The organism is Pseudolysinimonas kribbensis (assembly GCF_039531715.1).
In the GTDB taxonomy this organism is placed as follows: domain Bacteria; phylum Actinomycetota; class Actinomycetes; order Actinomycetales; family Microbacteriaceae; genus Pseudolysinimonas; species Pseudolysinimonas kribbensis.
Map to the genome: position 1 here is coordinate 269,962 of NZ_BAAAQO010000003.1, position 16,638 is coordinate 286,599.

15 protein-coding genes are annotated in these 16,638 nt (G+C 72.3%); 12 read left to right on the forward strand and 3 right to left on the reverse strand.

The annotated features are described in order from the left end of the window. Window positions 1–210 precede the first annotated feature (210 nt). The 10 genes from ABD285_RS07895 (at window position 211) to ABD285_RS07940 (ending at window position 11,003) form a co-directional block, all read left to right on the forward strand. Complete coding sequence (locus tag ABD285_RS07895) at window positions 211–1,458, forward strand: ROK family transcriptional regulator (RefSeq protein WP_344201751.1); 1,248 nt, start codon at window positions 211–213, stop codon at window positions 1,456–1,458. Window positions 1,459–1,768: 310 nt separating this feature from the next. Beyond that, window positions 1,769–3,070, forward strand: a complete 1,302-nt coding sequence (locus ABD285_RS07900; protein WP_284253103.1) for an extracellular solute-binding protein — start codon at window positions 1,769–1,771, stop codon at window positions 3,068–3,070. Window positions 3,071–3,095: 25 nt separating this feature from the next. Next, window positions 3,096–4,082 carry a carbohydrate ABC transporter permease gene (locus ABD285_RS07905; RefSeq protein WP_284253102.1) on the forward strand — a complete coding sequence of 329 codons (987 nt, stop codon included), beginning with the start codon at window positions 3,096–3,098 and terminating at the stop codon, window positions 4,080–4,082. Further along, on the forward strand, window positions 4,079–4,987 hold the full coding sequence (locus ABD285_RS07910) for a carbohydrate ABC transporter permease (protein WP_284253101.1): 909 nt from the start codon (window positions 4,079–4,081) through the stop codon (window positions 4,985–4,987). Before ABD285_RS07905 ends, ABD285_RS07910 begins: the two co-directional genes overlap by 4 nt. Further along, on the forward strand, window positions 4,987–5,745 hold the full coding sequence (locus tag ABD285_RS07915) for a 6-phosphogluconolactonase (RefSeq protein WP_284253100.1): 759 nt from the start codon (window positions 4,987–4,989) through the stop codon (window positions 5,743–5,745). The genes ABD285_RS07910 and ABD285_RS07915 overlap by 1 nt, the downstream gene beginning before the upstream one ends. After that, on the forward strand, window positions 5,742–6,569 hold the full coding sequence (locus ABD285_RS07920) for a sugar phosphate isomerase/epimerase family protein (RefSeq protein WP_344201757.1): 828 nt from the start codon (window positions 5,742–5,744) through the stop codon (window positions 6,567–6,569). Before ABD285_RS07915 ends, ABD285_RS07920 begins: the two co-directional genes overlap by 4 nt. After that, window positions 6,566–7,750, forward strand: coding sequence for a Gfo/Idh/MocA family protein (locus ABD285_RS07925; RefSeq protein ID WP_284253098.1), 1,185 nt, complete (start codon window positions 6,566–6,568; stop codon window positions 7,748–7,750). The genes ABD285_RS07920 and ABD285_RS07925 overlap by 4 nt, the downstream gene beginning before the upstream one ends. Beyond that, window positions 7,747–8,646 carry a sugar phosphate isomerase/epimerase family protein gene (locus ABD285_RS07930; RefSeq protein ID WP_344201760.1) on the forward strand — a complete coding sequence of 300 codons (900 nt, stop codon included), beginning with the start codon at window positions 7,747–7,749 and terminating at the stop codon, window positions 8,644–8,646. Before ABD285_RS07925 ends, ABD285_RS07930 begins: the two co-directional genes overlap by 4 nt. Further along, entirely contained in the window at window positions 8,647–9,798 is a 1,152-nt protein-coding gene (locus ABD285_RS07935; RefSeq protein WP_284253097.1) for an N-acetylglucosamine-6-phosphate deacetylase, read from the forward strand. Beyond that, on the forward strand, window positions 9,795–11,003 hold the full coding sequence (locus ABD285_RS07940) for an MFS transporter (RefSeq protein ID WP_344201765.1): 1,209 nt from the start codon (window positions 9,795–9,797) through the stop codon (window positions 11,001–11,003). The genes ABD285_RS07935 and ABD285_RS07940 overlap by 4 nt, the downstream gene beginning before the upstream one ends. A gap of 29 nt (window positions 11,004–11,032) precedes the next feature. Here ABD285_RS07940 and nagA read toward each other — a convergent pair whose 3' ends face one another. From nagA to ABD285_RS07955, 3 genes are all read right to left on the reverse strand, one after another. Then, window positions 11,033–12,160: an N-acetylglucosamine-6-phosphate deacetylase gene (gene nagA / locus ABD285_RS07945; RefSeq protein WP_344201768.1), complete on the reverse strand. Its 1,128-nt coding sequence runs from the start codon at window positions 12,158–12,160 to the stop codon at window positions 11,033–11,035. Next, a complete protein-coding gene (locus ABD285_RS07950) occupies window positions 12,157–13,374 on the reverse strand; it encodes an ROK family transcriptional regulator (protein WP_284253092.1) in 1,218 nt (405 codons plus the stop codon). The genes nagA and ABD285_RS07950 overlap by 4 nt, the downstream gene beginning before the upstream one ends. Before the next feature lie 80 nt (window positions 13,375–13,454). Continuing rightward, complete coding sequence (locus ABD285_RS07955) at window positions 13,455–14,096, reverse strand: NADPH-dependent F420 reductase (RefSeq protein ID WP_284253091.1); 642 nt, start codon at window positions 14,094–14,096, stop codon at window positions 13,455–13,457. Window positions 14,097–14,161: 65 nt separating this feature from the next. On the opposite strand from ABD285_RS07955, the gene ABD285_RS07960 reads away from it, so the two are divergent. Together ABD285_RS07960 and ABD285_RS07965 are read left to right on the forward strand one after the other, a co-directional pair. Continuing rightward, entirely contained in the window at window positions 14,162–14,443 is a 282-nt protein-coding gene (locus ABD285_RS07960) for a metal-sensitive transcriptional regulator (RefSeq protein WP_284253090.1), read from the forward strand. Continuing rightward, the gene (locus ABD285_RS07965) at window positions 14,443–16,623 is read left to right on the forward strand and encodes a copper-translocating P-type ATPase (RefSeq protein WP_344201773.1); all 2,181 of its coding nucleotides are present in this window, start codon (window positions 14,443–14,445) and stop codon (window positions 16,621–16,623) included. The genes ABD285_RS07960 and ABD285_RS07965 overlap by 1 nt, the downstream gene beginning before the upstream one ends. Window positions 16,624–16,638 lie beyond the last annotated feature (15 nt).

The window sequence follows — 16,638 nt, forward strand, 5'->3', positions numbered from 1 at the left end:
GGTGGGTTGCGGAAGAATCGCCCCGACCCGGGGTGGAGACCGGGTGAGACCCCGCGTTCGGCACCGGCCGGCGCCGAACGGGTGGAGCCGACATGGCTTCGTGTATAGGATTATTCATTAAGGTTCCTTATTTCGTCAAGGGACCGGGCGCCCCCCGGCGCCTCCGATCCAGAGCGTGGGAACGCCGAAGCGGGGGAGAGAAGGAGAGCCGTGGCCGAGTCACGCCGGACCGCAGCGCCGTCCGCGGCCATCGCGCCGTCGATCCTGCGCACGATGAATCAGCGCTACCTCCTCGACTGGCTGTACAGCAACGGACCCGCCACCCGCCCGCAGCTGGCGCGCGACTCCGGCCTGTCGCAGCCGACGGTCTTCGCGACGCTCGCCAACCTCGAGCAGGCGGGTCTCGTGCGGCCGAGCGGCCAGTCCGACGAGCCGGCCGGCCGGCCCGCGCTCATCTACGAGGCGGATCCCACCGCCGGCGCGGTGCTCGCGGTCGACCTCGGGTACGACTGGGTGCGCATCGTCGTGACCGATCTTCTCGGTCGCCAGCTCGGCAAGGTGGAGCATCGCAACACCGCGCGCAGCTCCAAGTCGCTCGTGGATGCGGTGGTGGAGGGCGCGTCGCAGGTGGCGAAGGACGCCGGTCTCGAGCTCTCGGGCATGACGACGGCGGTCATCGCGTCGCCCGGCGTCTACCGGGCACAGGCCGGCCGCGTCGCCTACGCGGCGCAGCTGCCGGGATGGCAGCGCCCCCGGCTGGCCGAGGAGCTCGAGAAGCGCCTCGGCCTGCCCATCACGATCGAGAACAACATCAATCTCGCCGCCCTGAGCGAGTACACGGAGGGCGCCGGCCAAGGGGTGAGCCCCTTCGCCTTCCTGCACATCGGAACCGGCGTGGGTCTGGGCATGGTGATCGACGGCGAGGTGTTCCGGGGGGCGACGGGTGCCGCCGGCGAGGTCGCCTTCCTGCCGCTCCTCGACGTCGAGGGGGCCACGCCCGAGGACCGCAACCGGGGCATCCTCGAGGAGGCTCTCGGAGCCGATGCCCTCGTCTCCGCCGCGAAAGACGCCGGGATGACGGGAACGATCACCCCGGCGCGGGTCTACAAGGAGGCACGGGCGGGGTCGGCGCTCGCCCTCGGCGTCGTGCGCGGTCAGACCGAGCTGCTCGCCCGCCTGCTGGTCAGCCTGTGCTCGTTCCTCGACCCGGAGCTCGTCGTGCTGGGCGGCGGCGTCGGCCAGAACCTCGACCTGCTGGGCGTGGGACTCATGGATCGCATCGGCGAGCTGTCGCCGCTGCGTCCTCGGCTCGCGGCGAGCAGCCTCGGCAGCGATGCGGTCGTGCGGGGCGCCGTGGTCCACGGGATCTCCCTCGCGCGCGAGGCCGAGTTCCAGGCGCGGATGGCCTCCGCGATCACCGAGGCCGCCCCGGCTGCGGAGCGAACCGGGATCTCCTGACCTCGTCCGGGTTGCAGAATACGCACACATTCTGCAACCTCTGCCAAGAGCAAGCGGGGTCCGCTGTCGCCCGGTGTAGCTCATCCGGCGCGCACTGCGATCCCTGATATCCGCTGTGATCACGGGCGTTTGTTCCTGCCGCTGACGGCGGACGCGACTCGTGCGGCATCCACTGGGCTCCCCGTTCTTGTCAAGATTGGTGCTTGACCAAGAAAGAGCCTTAACGAATACTCCTTAATAACTATCGGGCAGTCGAGCGGGTCACCGCCTTCGGAGCCCCTGCACCGCGATCACTTTTCAAGGAGGAAACATGTGGAGGAAGCACTACCTGGCGGCCGGTGCCGTCGGCCTCGCGGCGGCCCTGGCCCTGACCGCGTGCAGCAGCGGCTCCGGCGGCGGAGGTGACGGCGGCTCGAGCACCACGCTCGACGTCTGGCTCATGCAGAACACGCTGACGCCCGCGTCGCAGAAGCAGCTCGAGCAGAAGTTCGAGGCCAAGACCGGCGCGAAGCTCAAGATCTCGATCCAGCAGTGGGACGACATCAACACGAAGATGACGACCGCCCTCGCGACCGACACCCCGCCGGACGTCGTCGAGATCGGCAACACCGACGTCCCGCTGTTCGCCGCGAACGGCGCCCTCGCGGACCAGACCGCCGAGAAGAGCAAGCTGGCGGGCGGCAGCACGTTCCTCACCGGTCTCGAGGGGCCGGCGACGGTGGACGGCAAGATGTACGCCGCTCCGTTCTACGCGGGGGCCCGCGGCGTCATCTACAACACGGACCTGTGGAGCAAGGCCGGCATCACGGCCCCGCCGACCAGCTGGGACGAGTTCACGGCCGACCTCGACAAGGTCGCCGCGACCGACTCCGCCCCCGACTTCTCACCCGTGTACCTGACCGGCACGTACTGGTACGGCGGCTTCACCTTCGTGAGCGACGCCGGCGGTTCGATCGCGACCGAGAAGGGCGGAACCTGGACGTCGGGCCTGACGAGCCCGGCCGCCCAGAAGGGCCTGTCGCAGTTCAAGGCGTTCCAGAACAAGTACTCGACGACCGCGTCGCGCACGGCGCCGCTGGACACCCCCGATCCGAACGCCGTGTTCGGCACGGGCAAGACCTCGGTCATCTTCGGCAACGGCAACTCGGTGGCGACGATCCTCTCGACCTACCCGGCGCTCAAGGGCAAGGTCGGCACCTTCGCGCTGCCGAGTGAGAACCACCCCGGCAAGGCTTCGCCGACCTACCTCGGCGGCTCGGACCTCGGGATCGCGGCGAAGAGCAAGAACCTCGCCCTGGCGAAGAAGTTCATCGCGCTCATCACGTCGAGGTCGGTGCAGATCGATCAGCTGGTGAAGCTCGACGGACACATGCCGGTGACGACGAAGCTGCTCGACGAGGCGACGCCGGAGGTGTCGCCGGTGCTGCGGGCGTTCTACACCGCGGGCAAGAAGAGCTACTCGACGCCGGCGGCGCCGGGCTGGGCGACCATCGAGACCGACCAGTCGGTGCTCGCCTTCTTCTCCGAGGTCGCGGCGGGCACGAGCACGCCCGAGCAGTCGGCCCAGACGTTCAGCGCCCACCTCACCAAGGCGCTCAACGCCAACCAGTAGCAGCGACCGATCGAAGGAAGACGACATGTCGTCGGACACCTCGCAGATGAACGCGCGAGGGATCGCCCCGACCGGGGCGGATGCGGGCCGCGGCTCGCATCCGCCCCGCGGGTCCGCCCGCCGCCGCCGCTGGGTCGCCCCCGTGATCCTGATGGCGCCCGCGATGGTCGTGCTCGCGGTGATCCTCGGGTATCCCCTCGTGCGGCTCGTGCTCAACTCGTTCCAGGACTTCGGCCTGCACGCCCTGTTCACGGGTCAGAACGAGTGGATCGGGATCGCCAACTACACGGCGATCTTCACCGACTCCGACTTCCTGCCGGTCATCGGCCGCACGCTCGTGTTCACCCTCGGCCTGTGCGTAGCCTGCATGGTGATCGGCATGGCGATGGCGCAGCTCATGACCCGGGTCGGCGGGTTCACCCGGATGCTGCTGAGTTTCATCCTGATCCTCGCGTGGGCGTTGCCCACGGTGTCGTCCACCCTCGTCTGGCAGTGGCTCTTCCAGCCGCTGTACGGCGTCTTCAACTGGGTGATCACCCGGCTCGGCGTGTTCGGGGACTACACGGAGCACAGCTGGACGAGCGAGCCGTTCCAGGCGTTCGCGATCGTGTTCATCCTGATCGTGTGGCAGGCGGTGCCGTTCGTGGCGCTCACCCTCTACGCGGGGCAGTCGCAGATCTCGTCCGACTACTACGAGGCGGCGATGCTCGACGGCGCGACGGGATGGCGCATCTACCGGTCGGTGACCCTGCCGTTCCTGCGGCCCGTGCTCTACCTGGTCGCGATCCTCCAGGTGATCTGGCACTTCAACACGTTCAACCAGCTCTGGATCCTCACCCAGGGCGGGCCGAACGGCAAGACCACCACCCTCAGCATCTGGTCGTTCCAGAAGGCCTTCGCCTCGAACTCGTTCGGGCAGGGCTCCGCCATCGCGATCGTGACGGCCCTGATGCTCATGGTGATCACGTTCTTCTACATCCGCCGCCTCGTCCACTCGGGAGAGAAGCTGTGACCACGACCGCCCAGCCCGCCACCGCCGCGGGCACCGCCGAGGTCGTCGGCGGGACCGCGCGCGGGGAGGTGCGCCGGCGACGCCGCCGCGCCAAGAACCCGGGCTCGCACCTGCTCGTCTACGTCCTGTGCGTGATCTGGATCTTCCCGATCTACTGGATGCTGAACACGTCGTTCAAGGCACCCGCGGACATCCTCTCGACGACCCCCGCGTTCCTGCCCTCGCCGCCGAGCATCCAGAACTACATCGACGCCTTCACGAAGGCCGGGTTCATCTCGTCGCTGCTCAACAGCCTCGGGGTGACGCTCGCGACGGTCGTCGTGTCGATCGCGCTCGGCTTCCTGGCATCCGCGGCGCTGACCAAGTTCCGGTTCTTCGGACGCCGGGCGATCCTGATCACGATCATCTGCGTGCAGATGATCCCGGGCACGGCGCTGCTGATCCCGCTGTTCTTGTCGTTCAAGAGCCTCGGCCTGCTGAACAACTACGCCGGCATCGTGCTCGCCTATGTCGCGACCGTGCTGCCGTTCAGCATCTGGGTGCTGCGCAGCTTCTTCCTCGCACTGCCGGACGAGATCGAGGAGGCGGCCAAGGTCGACGGAGCCAGCACCTGGCGCATCCTGCGCTCGATCTACCTGCCGCTCGTGCTGCCGGGGCTCATCTCGACGAGCGTGTTCGCCTTCATCAATGCGTGGAACGACTACATCACCGCCTACGTGATGCTCGAGGACCAGTCGAAGTACACCCTGCCGGTCTGGCTCGTGTCGTTCAGCACGAACGAGGGCACCGACTACGGAGGCCTCATCGCGGCGTCGGTGATCTTCTCCCTGCCGGTCGTCATCTTCTTCGTGCTCGTGCAGCGCAACCTCGTCTCCGGCATGTCGGCGGGCGCGGTGAAGGGCTAGTGCTGCGCGTCGAGACCCTCGACGACCGACGGGCGCTCGGCATCCGGGCGGGCGCGGATGTCGCCGCCGAGCTGCGTCGCCTGCTCGAGCGGCAGGCATCGGTGCGGGCCATGTTCGCCGCGGCACCGAGCCAGACCGAGACGCTGGAGGCGCTGGTCGCCGCTCCGGGCATCGACTGGAACCGGGTCACCGCGTTCCACATGGACGAGTACGTCGGGCTGCGGCACGGTGCGCCCGAGCGGTTCGGCGCCTGGCTGTCGCGGGCGCTGTTCGACCGTGTGCCGTTCGGCGCCGTGCACGTCATCGATCCCGGCGACGACCCGGATGCCGAGGCCGCCCGCTACGGCGCGCTGGTCACCGAGGCGCCGATGGACCTCGTGTGCCTGGGCATCGGGGTCACCGCACATCTCGCGTTCAACGATCCGCCGGATGCCGATCTCGCGGATCCGGCCGCGGTGAAGCTCGTTGAGCTCGATCTCGAGAGCCGCCGCCAGCAGGTGGCCGACGAGTGCTTCGCGGCTCTCGACGAGGTGCCGACCCACGCGCTCACCGTCACGATCCCGCCGCTCGTCGCGGGACGGCGGCTGTTCTGCATGGTGCCCGGCGCGCTCAAGGCGCGCGCGGTGCGGGCGACGCTGCGCGAGCCCGTCTCGGCCGGGACGCCGAGCACGGTGCTGCGCGGGCATCCCGCCTGCACCCTCTATCTCGACGCCGAGTCGGCGGCGCTGCTGGACCCCGCGGAACGGAACGCGGCATGAGCGGCTGGCGGCTCTCGGGCTTCGGCGACGAGATCGACCCCGAGCCGTGCGTGCAGCTCGCCGTGCTCGCGGCGGTGGGGGCGCGGCTCATCGACGTGCGCTCGGCATGGGACGTCAACATCGTCGAGCTCGACGCGGATCGGCTCGCCGAGCTCGCGGGACTCGTGCGGGATGCGGGCATGGCCGTCTCCGCGGTCTCGTCGCCGGTGGGCAAGGTCGACATCGACACGCCCGTGGAGGACGAGGTCGAGCGGCTCGAGCGCGCGGTCGCGGCCGCGCACGCACTCGGCGCCCCCTTCGTGCGGGTCTTCTCCTTCCAGTACGGGCATCGCGATCCGGAGTCGGTGCGCGACGAGGTGCTTCGGCGGCTGGCCGCGCTGGTCGAGGTCGCGCGGCGCGGCGACGTCGTGCTGCTGCTCGAGAACGAGTCGGGCCTCTACGGCGACCAGCCCGAGCGGGTGCTGGATGTCGTCGAGTCGGTCGGCTCGGAGCGGCTGCGGGTGGCGTGGGATGGCGGCAACTTCGTACGCGTCGGCCGTCGGCCCTTCGACGAGGCGTTCCCGTTGCTCGTGGCGCACATCGCCTACCTGCACGTGAAGGACGCGCTCGCGGACGGCGCCAGCGTGCCCGCCGGCGCGGGCGACGCGCAGCTGCCCGAGACCATCGCCGCCCTGACGACGTCGGGCTTCGACGGCGTGGCGGCGCTCGAGCCGCACCTCGCGGTCGCGGGCCGGCTGGGGGGCTTCACCGGGCCGGCGGGATTCGGCGTGGCGGCCCGCGCGTTCACGGCTCTGATCGACCGAGTGGAAGGACACCTCGCATGACGACGGAATCGACGGCCGGCACGCTGGCGGAGCGGATGGGTGTCGCCCTCGTGGGGTGCGGGGTCATCGGCCGCACGCACGTGCAGGCGATCCGCGCCTTCGACGAGCTGGAGCTCGTCGCCCTCGTCGACCCGGTGGTCGACGCTCGCCGGGAGTTCGCGGACGGGATCCAACGGGAGGGCGGCGCGCGCCCGACGGAGTACGACCGACTCGACGAGGCACTCGCCGATCCGCGCGTGCAGCTCGTCGTCGTGGGCACCCCGACGGGGCTGCACGCCGAGCAGGGTCTCGCCGCGTTGCGGGCCGGACGGCACGTCATCATCGAGAAGCCGCTCGACGTCGACATGCACCGCGCGCGGGAGATCGTCGCCGAGGCGACGGCCGCGGCCGGCCGCGGCGTCGTGGGCTCCGTCATCAGCCAGCACCGTTTCGACGACGCGACGCGGGCGGTGCGCGCGGCGATCGACGACGGCCGGCTCGGCGTCGTGACCTCCGCCATCGCGACCTCGCCGCGCTGGCGCACCCAGGCCTACTACGACTCGGGCGACTGGCGTGGCACGTGGGCGATGGACGGCGGCGGCGCGCTCATGAACCAGGGCGTGCACACGCTCGACGTGCTGCTGGCGCTGCTCGGGCGCCCGGTCGAGATCTCGGCCCGCACCGCGCTCCTCGCGCACGAGCGCGTCGAGGTGGAGGACACGATGGTGGCGACGATCGAATTCGAGAGCGGAGCCCTCGCGGTCATGCACGCGTCCACCGCGGCGAGCCCCGGCCTGGCATCCCGGGTGCAGGTCATGGGGTCGGCCGGCTCGGCGATCATCGACGACGATCAGCTGCTCTACCTGCACGCCGAGCGCGAGCCCGACGGCTCGCCCGCGACGGATGCGGACGGCGACCAGTCGGAGCGGGCGCTCGCGGCGCTCGGAGCCGGACGCCACGACGACATCGCGAGCGGCGGCGACGCGCGCGACGTGGCGGCGGGGCACGTGCGCCAATACGCCGATGTGCTGCGGGCCATCCGGGAAGGCGGACGGCCGGGTGTGCGCATCGACGAGGCGGCGATCGTGCTCGCGACGGTGCGGGCGGTGTACCTCTCCGCGACGCTCGGCGCGCCCGTGCGGCTGGAGGACGTGATGAACGGGCGCTACGACGACACCGAGGTCAGGACGGGGCGGGCATGAGGTTCTCGGTCTTCACGGCATCCACCCCGGAGTGGACCCCCCGGCAGGCGGCGCGCGCGCTCGCCGAGCAGGGCTGGGACGGCGTCGAGTGGCGCATCACCGACCAGCGGGAGGCGCCGGAGCCCGGCTTCTGGGCCGGCAACCGCAGCACCTGGCCCTTCACCGGGCTCGAGGAGCGCCTCGACGAGATCGAGCGGGTGACCCGGGATGCCGGCCTCGCGTTCTCGGGGCTCGGGGGCTACCAGCGCTGCGACGACCACGACGGCGTCGAGCGCATGCTCGCGGCGACGGCGCGGCTCGGCGCGGAGCGGGTGCGCGTGACCATGCTCCCGCTCGGCACCGCGGCATCGGGTGAGGGCGAGCCGAGCGGTCGCTCCTACCCCGACCTGTTCGACGAGACGCGCGAGCACGTCCGGTGGCTCGCCGACCGCGCGGCCGCGCACGGCGTGCTGGCGCTCATCGAGCTGCATCCGCGCACGGTCGTCTCGTCGGCCTCGGCGGCCGTGCGCCTGCTCGAGGACGTCGACCCGGCGCACGTCGGCGTCATCCACGACTCCGGCAACCTCGTCTCGGAGGGCGGGGAGGACACGCTCGCGGGCTTCCAGATGCTCGGGTCGCACCTCGCGCACGTCCACCTCAAGAACGCCCGCTGGCGGGTCGTCGGCGAGGAGGGCGAGGGCGCGCTCGCCGGCACGAAGCGCTGGGCGCCGGGCCCGGTTCCGCTGCGCGAGGGGCAGTGCGACCTGCTCGACCTTGTGCGCTCCCTGCGACGGGTCGGCTACGACGGCTGGCTCACGGTGGAGGACTTCTCCACCGACGAGCCGCTCGCCGCGCGCACGGCCGGCAACCTGGCCTACCTCCGCGCGGTGCTCGCCGCCGCCGATGCGGAGGGCTGAGTGGACGAGTGGAGCGGGCACCTCGCCACCGGCGAACCGGTACGTGTGCGCGCGGCCGGCGGCGTCGTCACGGCGATCGAACCCGCGAGCGAGCACGATGTGCCCGATGTCTGGATCGTCCCCGGTCTCGTCGACCTACAGGTCAACGGCATCGCCGACCTCGACCTGAACCGCGGCGATCCGTCGCCGGAGACCGTCGCGGGCGTCGTGCGCGCGCTGCAGCGCGAGGGCGTCACCCGGTTCCTGCCGACCGTCGGCACGGCGTCGGAGGAGCACATCACGGCGGCGGTTCGGGCGATCGCGGATGCCTGCGACGCGGACCCGGACGTCGCGCGGGCGGTCGCCGGCATCCACGTCGAAGGGCCCTTCATCTCCGGTGAGGACGGCCCGCGCGGGGTGCACGACCCCGCCGCCGTGCGGCCGGCCGACCCCGACGAGGTGCGCCGGTGGCAGGAGGCCGCGCGCGGTCGGATCCGGATGGTGACGTTCGCGCCGGAGTCACCCGGCGCCCTCGACCTCGTGCAGGCGCTCGTGCGCGAGGGGATCATCGCGGCGATCGGCCACGGTGCCCCGACCGAGGAGCAGGTGCAGGCGGCGGCCGACGCGGGGGCGACGATGTCGACCCACCTCGGCAACGGTGCGGCGCCGATGCTGCGGCGGCATCCCAACCACCTCTGGGCCCAGCTCGCCGACGACCGGCTCTGGGCCGGGCTCATCGGCGACGGGTTCCACCTGCCGGCCAGTACCCTGACGACGATGATCCGGGCGAAGGGCGACAAGGCGATCCTCGTGAGCGACGTGGGGTCGCTCGCCCGGATGCCCGCGGGCCGCTACAGCGGACGGCACCACACCGACGTGGTGCTCGAGCCGAGCGGGCGGCTGCACATCGCCGGCTCCGAACTGCTCGCCGGATCTGCCAGCACCCTGCGCGACAGCATCGCGAATGTGGCGCGACGGGGCATCGTGCCGCTCGCCCGGGCCGTGGAGCTGGCCAGCCGGCACCCCGCGCGACTCCTCGGGCTCGACGCCGACGGCGCCGGCGACCTCGCGGTCGGGGCGGCCGCCGATCTGGTCGTGCTGCACCGCACCGACGACCTCGCCGTCGCCCAGACCGTCGTCGCCGGGCGCACCGTGCATCGCGCGGCGTCGTGAGCACGCTCACCGCGCCCGACCTCGCGGCGATCCGGCGCTGGCGCACCTCGGTGCTCGTCGTCTTCGGGCTGGCGGGCGTCGGCGTCGCCAGCTGGCTCTCGCGCCTGCCGAGCGTGCGCGACGGGCTGGAGGCCACGACCCTCGCGATGGGCGTGCTCGCGCTGGGGATCTCGATCGGCTCGGTCGCCGGGTTCGCGGTGGCCAGCCGGATCGCCGTGCGCTACTCGCCGCGCGCCGTCATCCGCGCATCGCTCGGCGTCGCGATGGGCGGGCTGCTGCTCGCCGGGGTCAGCGGAGGCGTGCTGCCCGACTATCCGCTCGCGATGGCGGGGCTCATCCTGCTCGGTCTCGGCAACGGCACCTGCAACGTCACGATGAACGTCGAGGGTGCGGCCATCGAGCGGGCGCTTCGCCGACCCGTGATGCCGTGGTTCCACGCGCTCTACTCGATCGGCGCGGCCGTCGGCGCGAGCATCGGCGCGCTCGCCGCCGCCCTCGGGATCTCGCCCTCCGTGCAGATCCCGGTGGTCGTCGCGGCCATGGCCGTCACGACGGTGTTCGCGACGCGGCACCTCGGCACCGAGCCGCACGCCCGGCCGGGGGGCCATCCGGCGTCCCCGGCGCGCCGGCGCTCGCCCTGGTTCGAGGGCGGCACCCTGCTCATCGGCCTGGTCGTCGTGGGCATGTCGTTCGCCAACGGCGCCGCCAACGACTGGATCGCCCTCGCGATGGTCGACGGGCACGGCAGCGGACCGGGCGTCGCGGCGCTCGCGGTCGACGTGTTCACGATCGCCGTCGTGGTGACCCGGCTCACGGGGGTGCTGCTGCTCTCCCGGCTCGGGCGGGTGCGCACCGTGCAGCTCACGGCGGCGGTCGCGATCGCCGGGCTGCTGCTGTTCATCCTCGTGCCGAATCCCGTGGTCGCCTTCGTGGGGGCCGCGCTCTGGGGGCTGGGCGTCTCGCTCGGCTTCCCGATCGGGATGTCGGCCGCGGGCGACGAGGCCCAAGGCGCGACCGGTCGCATCGCCGTGGTCGCCGCGATCGGTTACGCGGGATCGCTGGTCGGGCCGCCGCTCATCGGGTTCGTGGCGGGCGGCGTCGGCATCCGGACCGCGCTGCTCATCGCCGTGGTGCTCGTCGTCGCGGCCGGCGCCGTGGCGCCCGTGCTCTCCCGATCGCGCCGCGACGCCCCGACGACGCCCTGATCGCGCCGGGTCCGGCGACCGTCCGCCGCTCAGCCCGCGGCGAGCACCCGCAGCAACCGGCCCCGGTCGTCCAGGGCGAGCAGATGCGCCCGGGCGCCGGCGACGAGCCGACCTCGATCGGTCCAGCCCATCCGGTCGGCGGGGGTCGTCGATGCCATGCGCACCGCGTCCGCGATCGGCACCCCGAGCTGCGACACCGCCCTTTCCACGGCGGCGGCGAGGGTGAGCGTGGAGCCCGCCAGGGTCGTGGTGCCGGTCAGGCGGGCGGCGCCGTCGACCACGTCGATCTCGCGGCCGGCGACGTCGTAGTGCCCGTCGCCCAGCCCCGCGGCGGCTGACGCGTCGGTCACGAAGGTCACGCGCTCCGGCCCGGCGGCGCGGATCGCGAGACGCACCGCGTCGGGTGCGAGGTGGATGCCGTCGACGATGAGCTCCACCGAGACCCGCTCGTCGAGCAGAGCGCGCGCGACGGGACCGGGCCGGCGGTGCTCGAGGGGCGGCATCGCGTTGTAGAGGTGGGTGACGTGACGGGCGCCGGCGTCGATGCCGGCGGCGAAGGCGTCGCCGTCGGCATCCGTGTGCCCGAGCGCGAACCGCACCTCGTCGTGCCGGGAGATGAGCTCGAGCGCGCCGGGCAGCTCGGGCGCGATCGTCACGAGACGGGTGTATCCGCCGGCGGCCTCGAGCAGGTGCGCGAACACCGTCTCCTCCGGGTCGCGCAGCGCCGACGGCGGGTGCGCGCCCCGCCGGGCGGGGGAGAGGAACGGTCCCTCGAAGTGGATGCCCGCGAGCTGCGGCGCCGACCCGTCGTCGATCACGGCGGCGATCGCGCGGGCCGCCTCGAGCATCCGGGGCAGGGGCATGCTGCCGATCGAGGCGAGCAGGGTGGTCGTGCCCGCGCCCCGGTGCACGCCCGCGGCGACCCGCACGTCATCCTGCGCACCCGCGTACAGCGATCGGCCCCCACCGCCGTGGCAGTGCACGTCGACGAAGCCGGGCACGAGCCAGCCGCCCGCGAGGTCGACGACCTCGGCGTCGGCATCCGGCGGGGCGCCGATCCCGAGCGCCTCGATGCGGTCGCCCGCGAGCAGCCAGCCGTCGTCGAGCACGCCGTCCGGCGTGACGATGTGGGCGCCGCGGACCAGCAGGCCGCTCATCCGGCCGCCGCGAGCCGCGTGTCGCGGGCGGGCGCGTAGGTCTCGAAGACGTGCAGGATGTGGTCGCCGTCGCTCGTGATCGTCGTCACGTCGTCGCGGTTCACGCCGAGCTCGAGGTACAGGCTCGACAGGGCGAGCGACATCGCGCCGAGCAGGCCGGCCGAGTCGTCGAGGCTCGAGCGGCGCACCGAGGCGCGGACGCCGACGCTCGCCTCCACCTGCGCCCCCAGACGGGCGAGCAGGGTGTCGTCGAACGAGTCGGAGAGGCCGCCCGTGACGAGGATCGACTGCGGTTCGTAGGCGAGCGCGACGACCGAGAGCAGGTGCTGCAGAGTCGCATGCACCCGGTCGACGGTCGCGCGGTGCCGGCGCGGATCGGCGAAGATCTCGCGCGCGCTCGAGACGGGCGTGCCCTGCTCACGGGCGTAGGCGACGAGTCCCGCGCCCGAGACGAGGTCGCGCACGCGGTGCGGGGAGTCCGGCAGCGGCAGGCGCCCGAACTCGCCGAGCTCGCCGTCGCGACCCGACAGCACCCTGCCGTCGATCGAGATCGCGGCGCTGAGGCCGGTGCCGAGCACGAGCAGCGCCACCGTCTCGCCCAGGGTGCCGGAGCCGTACTGCAGCTCGCCGAGCAGGGCCAGGTTGGAGTCGTTGTCGAACGAGGTGGGCACGCCGGTCGCCTCGACGAGACCGTCGATGAAGTCGGTGCCGATGATCTGCGGCAGGTTGACGGAGCCGACCACGCGCTCCTTGTCGCCCGCCACGGCGCCCGGCAGACCGACCGCGACGGCCCCGAGCTCCACGCCGCCGCCGTGCCGCACCGCGAGGTCGAAGATGTGGCCGGCGAGCCAGTCGGCGAGCTCCGGCCCGGACAGCTCGGAGGGCGTCATGAGGTGCCGCCGGCCGAGGGTGCCGCCCAGCGCGTCCGCCAGCACGATGCGGCAGTTCGTGCCGCCGAGGTCGACGCCGGCGACGATCGCCTGCCGGGCATTGAGGTGCAGCCGGGTGGCGGTTCGCCCCGGCCCGGAGCGTTCGCGCGGGTCGCCCTCCAGCACGAGACCCTCGTCGACGAGGTCCTCGACGACCCGGAAGACGGTCGCCTGGCTCAGCCCGGTGGCGCTGACCAGCCGGGGCCGGTCGAGTTCGCGAGCCGAGATGAGCGCGGACAGCACGGCGCTGCGATTGAAGCCGCGGGGGAGCGACGGGGTGCCCATCGGAATTCCTTTCAGCCTGAATTAGATTCCGACTGAATCATAAACACCCGCCGCCCTCCGCGGCAACGCCGGACGGCGGGTCAGACCGTGCGGGGAGCCCTCGCCAGGTTGGCCTCCAGCTCCTGCTTGCTCTGACGCACCCCGTATGCCGGGCGGTCCCGCTCCACGCGCCACGACTCGCTCAGCGGGCTCGTGTCGACGGCGTCGAAGCCGAGGTCGTCGTAGAGCTTCGCGACGAATGCCGCCGCGTCGGGGAAGTCGCTCGCCAGCGCGAGCGCGCGGCGGTTCGGCGCTCCGGCCGGGGCTCCGTCGCTCGTGATGTCGGCGGAGCCGATGTGATTGAACGCCTTGACGACCTTCGAGGTCGGCAGGTGCTCCTGCAGCAGGCCGCTCGTGGTCGTCTCGCCCGCCTCGAGGGAGTCGACGACGCCGTCGCGCTGCGGGTAGTAGTTGTTGGACTCGAGCACGATCTTGCCGGCGAGCGGCTCGACCGGGATGTCGTGGATCGCCCGCAGCGGCACCGAGACGACGGCGACCTCCGCGGCCTCCGCCGCCTCCTGTGCGGTCGCCGCACGCGCCTTCGGGCCGAGCTTCGCCACCAGCTCCGCGAGCGTCTCGGGGCCGCGCGAGTTCGCGATCACGACCTCGTGCCCGAGTCCGATGACCGCGGTCGCGACCGCCGTGCCGATGTTGCCTGCGCCGATGATGCCGAATGTCGTCATGTTCATGCCAACGTATTGATCGGCTCATCATTCCGGTACCCCCCTGGGGTATGTAGACTGATCGGGTGATCGACGACATCAAGAAGCGCGCCCTGCATCGCGCCCGCATCATCGAGGGACAGTTGCGCGGCATCCAGCGCATGATCGAGGACGAGGCCTACTGCGTCGACATCATCACGCAGACCCTCGCGGTGCAGAAGTCGCTGCGCAGCCTCAACAAGCTGCTGGTCGAGAACCACCTGCGCACCCACGTGACCGAGATGTTCGAGGAGGGCGGATCGCGTCGCGACGACGCGGTCGACGAACTGCTCACCGTGTTCGAACTGCAGCAGAACAGGAGCGCATGATGGACCACGAGACGGCGGCGGCGCCCGAGCGCCCATCTCCGCATCACGCCGGCACGGGCGAAGACGCTCGGATGATGCAAACGGGGGCGCTCGCGGAAGCAGCGCACGCGGAGCACGACCACGAGATGCACGAGGGTCACAGCGGTCACGAGCACGCCGCCCACGACGGCCACGGCGGTCACGACCACAGCGCCCACGACCCGAACGCGTTCCGGCGGCTGTTCTGGGTCTGCCTCGCGCTGACGATCCCGACCCTGGTCTTCTCGACCGGGCTGCAGGAGATCCTGCACCTGCCGGGTCCCCGCTTCGCCGGCTCGATCTGGATCTCCGCGATCTTCGGCGCCGCCGTGTTCGCGATCGGCGGTCGCGTCTTCCTGACCGGTGCGATCGCCGAGCTGCGCGTGCGCACGCCCGGCATGATGACGCTCATCTCGCTCGCGATCCTCGTCGCGTTCGGCTACTCGGTCGCCGTGCTGCTCGGGGTGCGGGGCATGGACTTCTGGTGGGAGCTCGCGACCCTCATCGACGTCATGCTTCTCGGTCACTGGATCGAGATGAGCGCCGTCATGGGCGCGCAGAACGCGCTCGGCGCGCTCGCGAAGCTGCTGCCCGACGACGCCGAGCGCCCGGATGGCACGCGCGTCGCCCGTGCGGACCTCGCGGTCGGCGACCTCGTGGTGGTGCGGCCCGGGGGCTCGGTGCCCGCCGACGGCGAGGTGACCGAGGGCGAGTCGGAGGCCGACGAGTCGCTCCTCACGGGGGAGTCGGCCGCTGTGACGAAGCGCCCGGGCGACACGGTCGTCGGCGGTTCGATCGTGCGCGGCGGCGCCCTGACGGTCCGGATCAGCCGGGTCGGCGACGACACGGCGCTCGCCGGCGTGATGCGGCTGGTCTCCGAGGCGCAGGCCAGCCGCTCGCCCGCGCAGCTGCTCGCCGATCGCGCGGCCGCCATCCTGTTCTACGTCGCGCTCGGCGCAGCGCTCGTCACCCTCGTCGTGTGGGCGCTGCTGCGTCCGGAGGACCCGGCGTTCGTGCTCGAGCGCGTCGTGACCGTGCTCGTCATCGCGTGCCCGCACGCGCTGGGGCTCGCGATCCCGCTCGTGGTGCAGCTGACGACCGCGATCGGGGCGCGCCGCGGCATCCTGGTGCGCTCCCGCGAGGCGCTCGAGACGGCGCGGTCGGTGGATGTCGTGCTCTTCGACAAGACCGGCACGCTCACCGAGGGGCGCCCCGTGCTGCGCGGCATCGCCGTGGCGCCCGGCGCGGACGAGGCGGATGCGCTGGGGCTGGCGGCCGCGGTCGAGCGGCGATCGGAGCATCCGCTCGCCCGCGCGATCGAGGCCGCGGCGCTCGAGCGGAAGGTGCGGGTGCCGCGATCGAGCGGGTTCCGGGCGCTCGAGGGCCGCGGAGCCGAGGCCACGATCGACGGCCGGGTGGTCGCGGTCGCCGGGCCGCGGGTCGCGACCGAGCGCGGCATCCTGCTCGACCCCGAGCTCGTGCACGCGTCGCGCGAACTCGGCGCCGACGGGGCGACGCTCGTGCACGTCCTCGACGGCGATCGCGTCGTCGCGGTGCTCGCGCTCGGCGACGCCGTGCGCCCCGAGTCCGCCGACGCCGTCGCCGGGCTGCATCGGGCCGGCATGCGGGTCGCGATGCTGACCGGCGACGCGCACCGGGTGGCCGACGCGGTCGCAGCCCGGCTGGGGATCGACGAGGTCAACGCCGAGGTGCTGCCGGGGCAGAAGGCCGACGTCGTGGCGCGTCTGCAGTCCGCCGGTGCGAAGGTCGCCATGGTCGGCGACGGGGTGAACGATGCCCCGGCCCTCGCGCGGGCCGACGTCGGGATCGCGATCGGCGCCGGCACCGATGTGGCGATCGCGTCGGCGGGGGTCGTGCTCGCGTCCGACGACCCGCGCGCCGTGCTCGACACGGTCGCGCTCAGCCGCGCCGCGTACCGCAAGATGCAGCAGAACCTCGCGTGGGCGACCGGGTACAACGTGCTCGGCATCCCGCTCGCGGCGGGGGTGCTCGCGGGCGTCGGGTTCGTCATGCCGCCCGCGGTCGGGGCCGCCGTGATGTCGGTGTCGACGATCGTGGTGGCGCTCAACGCGCAGCTGCTGCGCGCGCGCTTCGCTCAGAGCGGGGGCCATTTCTGGCCGCCGCGGCGGCGCCAGCGCTGACGGCCGTCTCGGCCG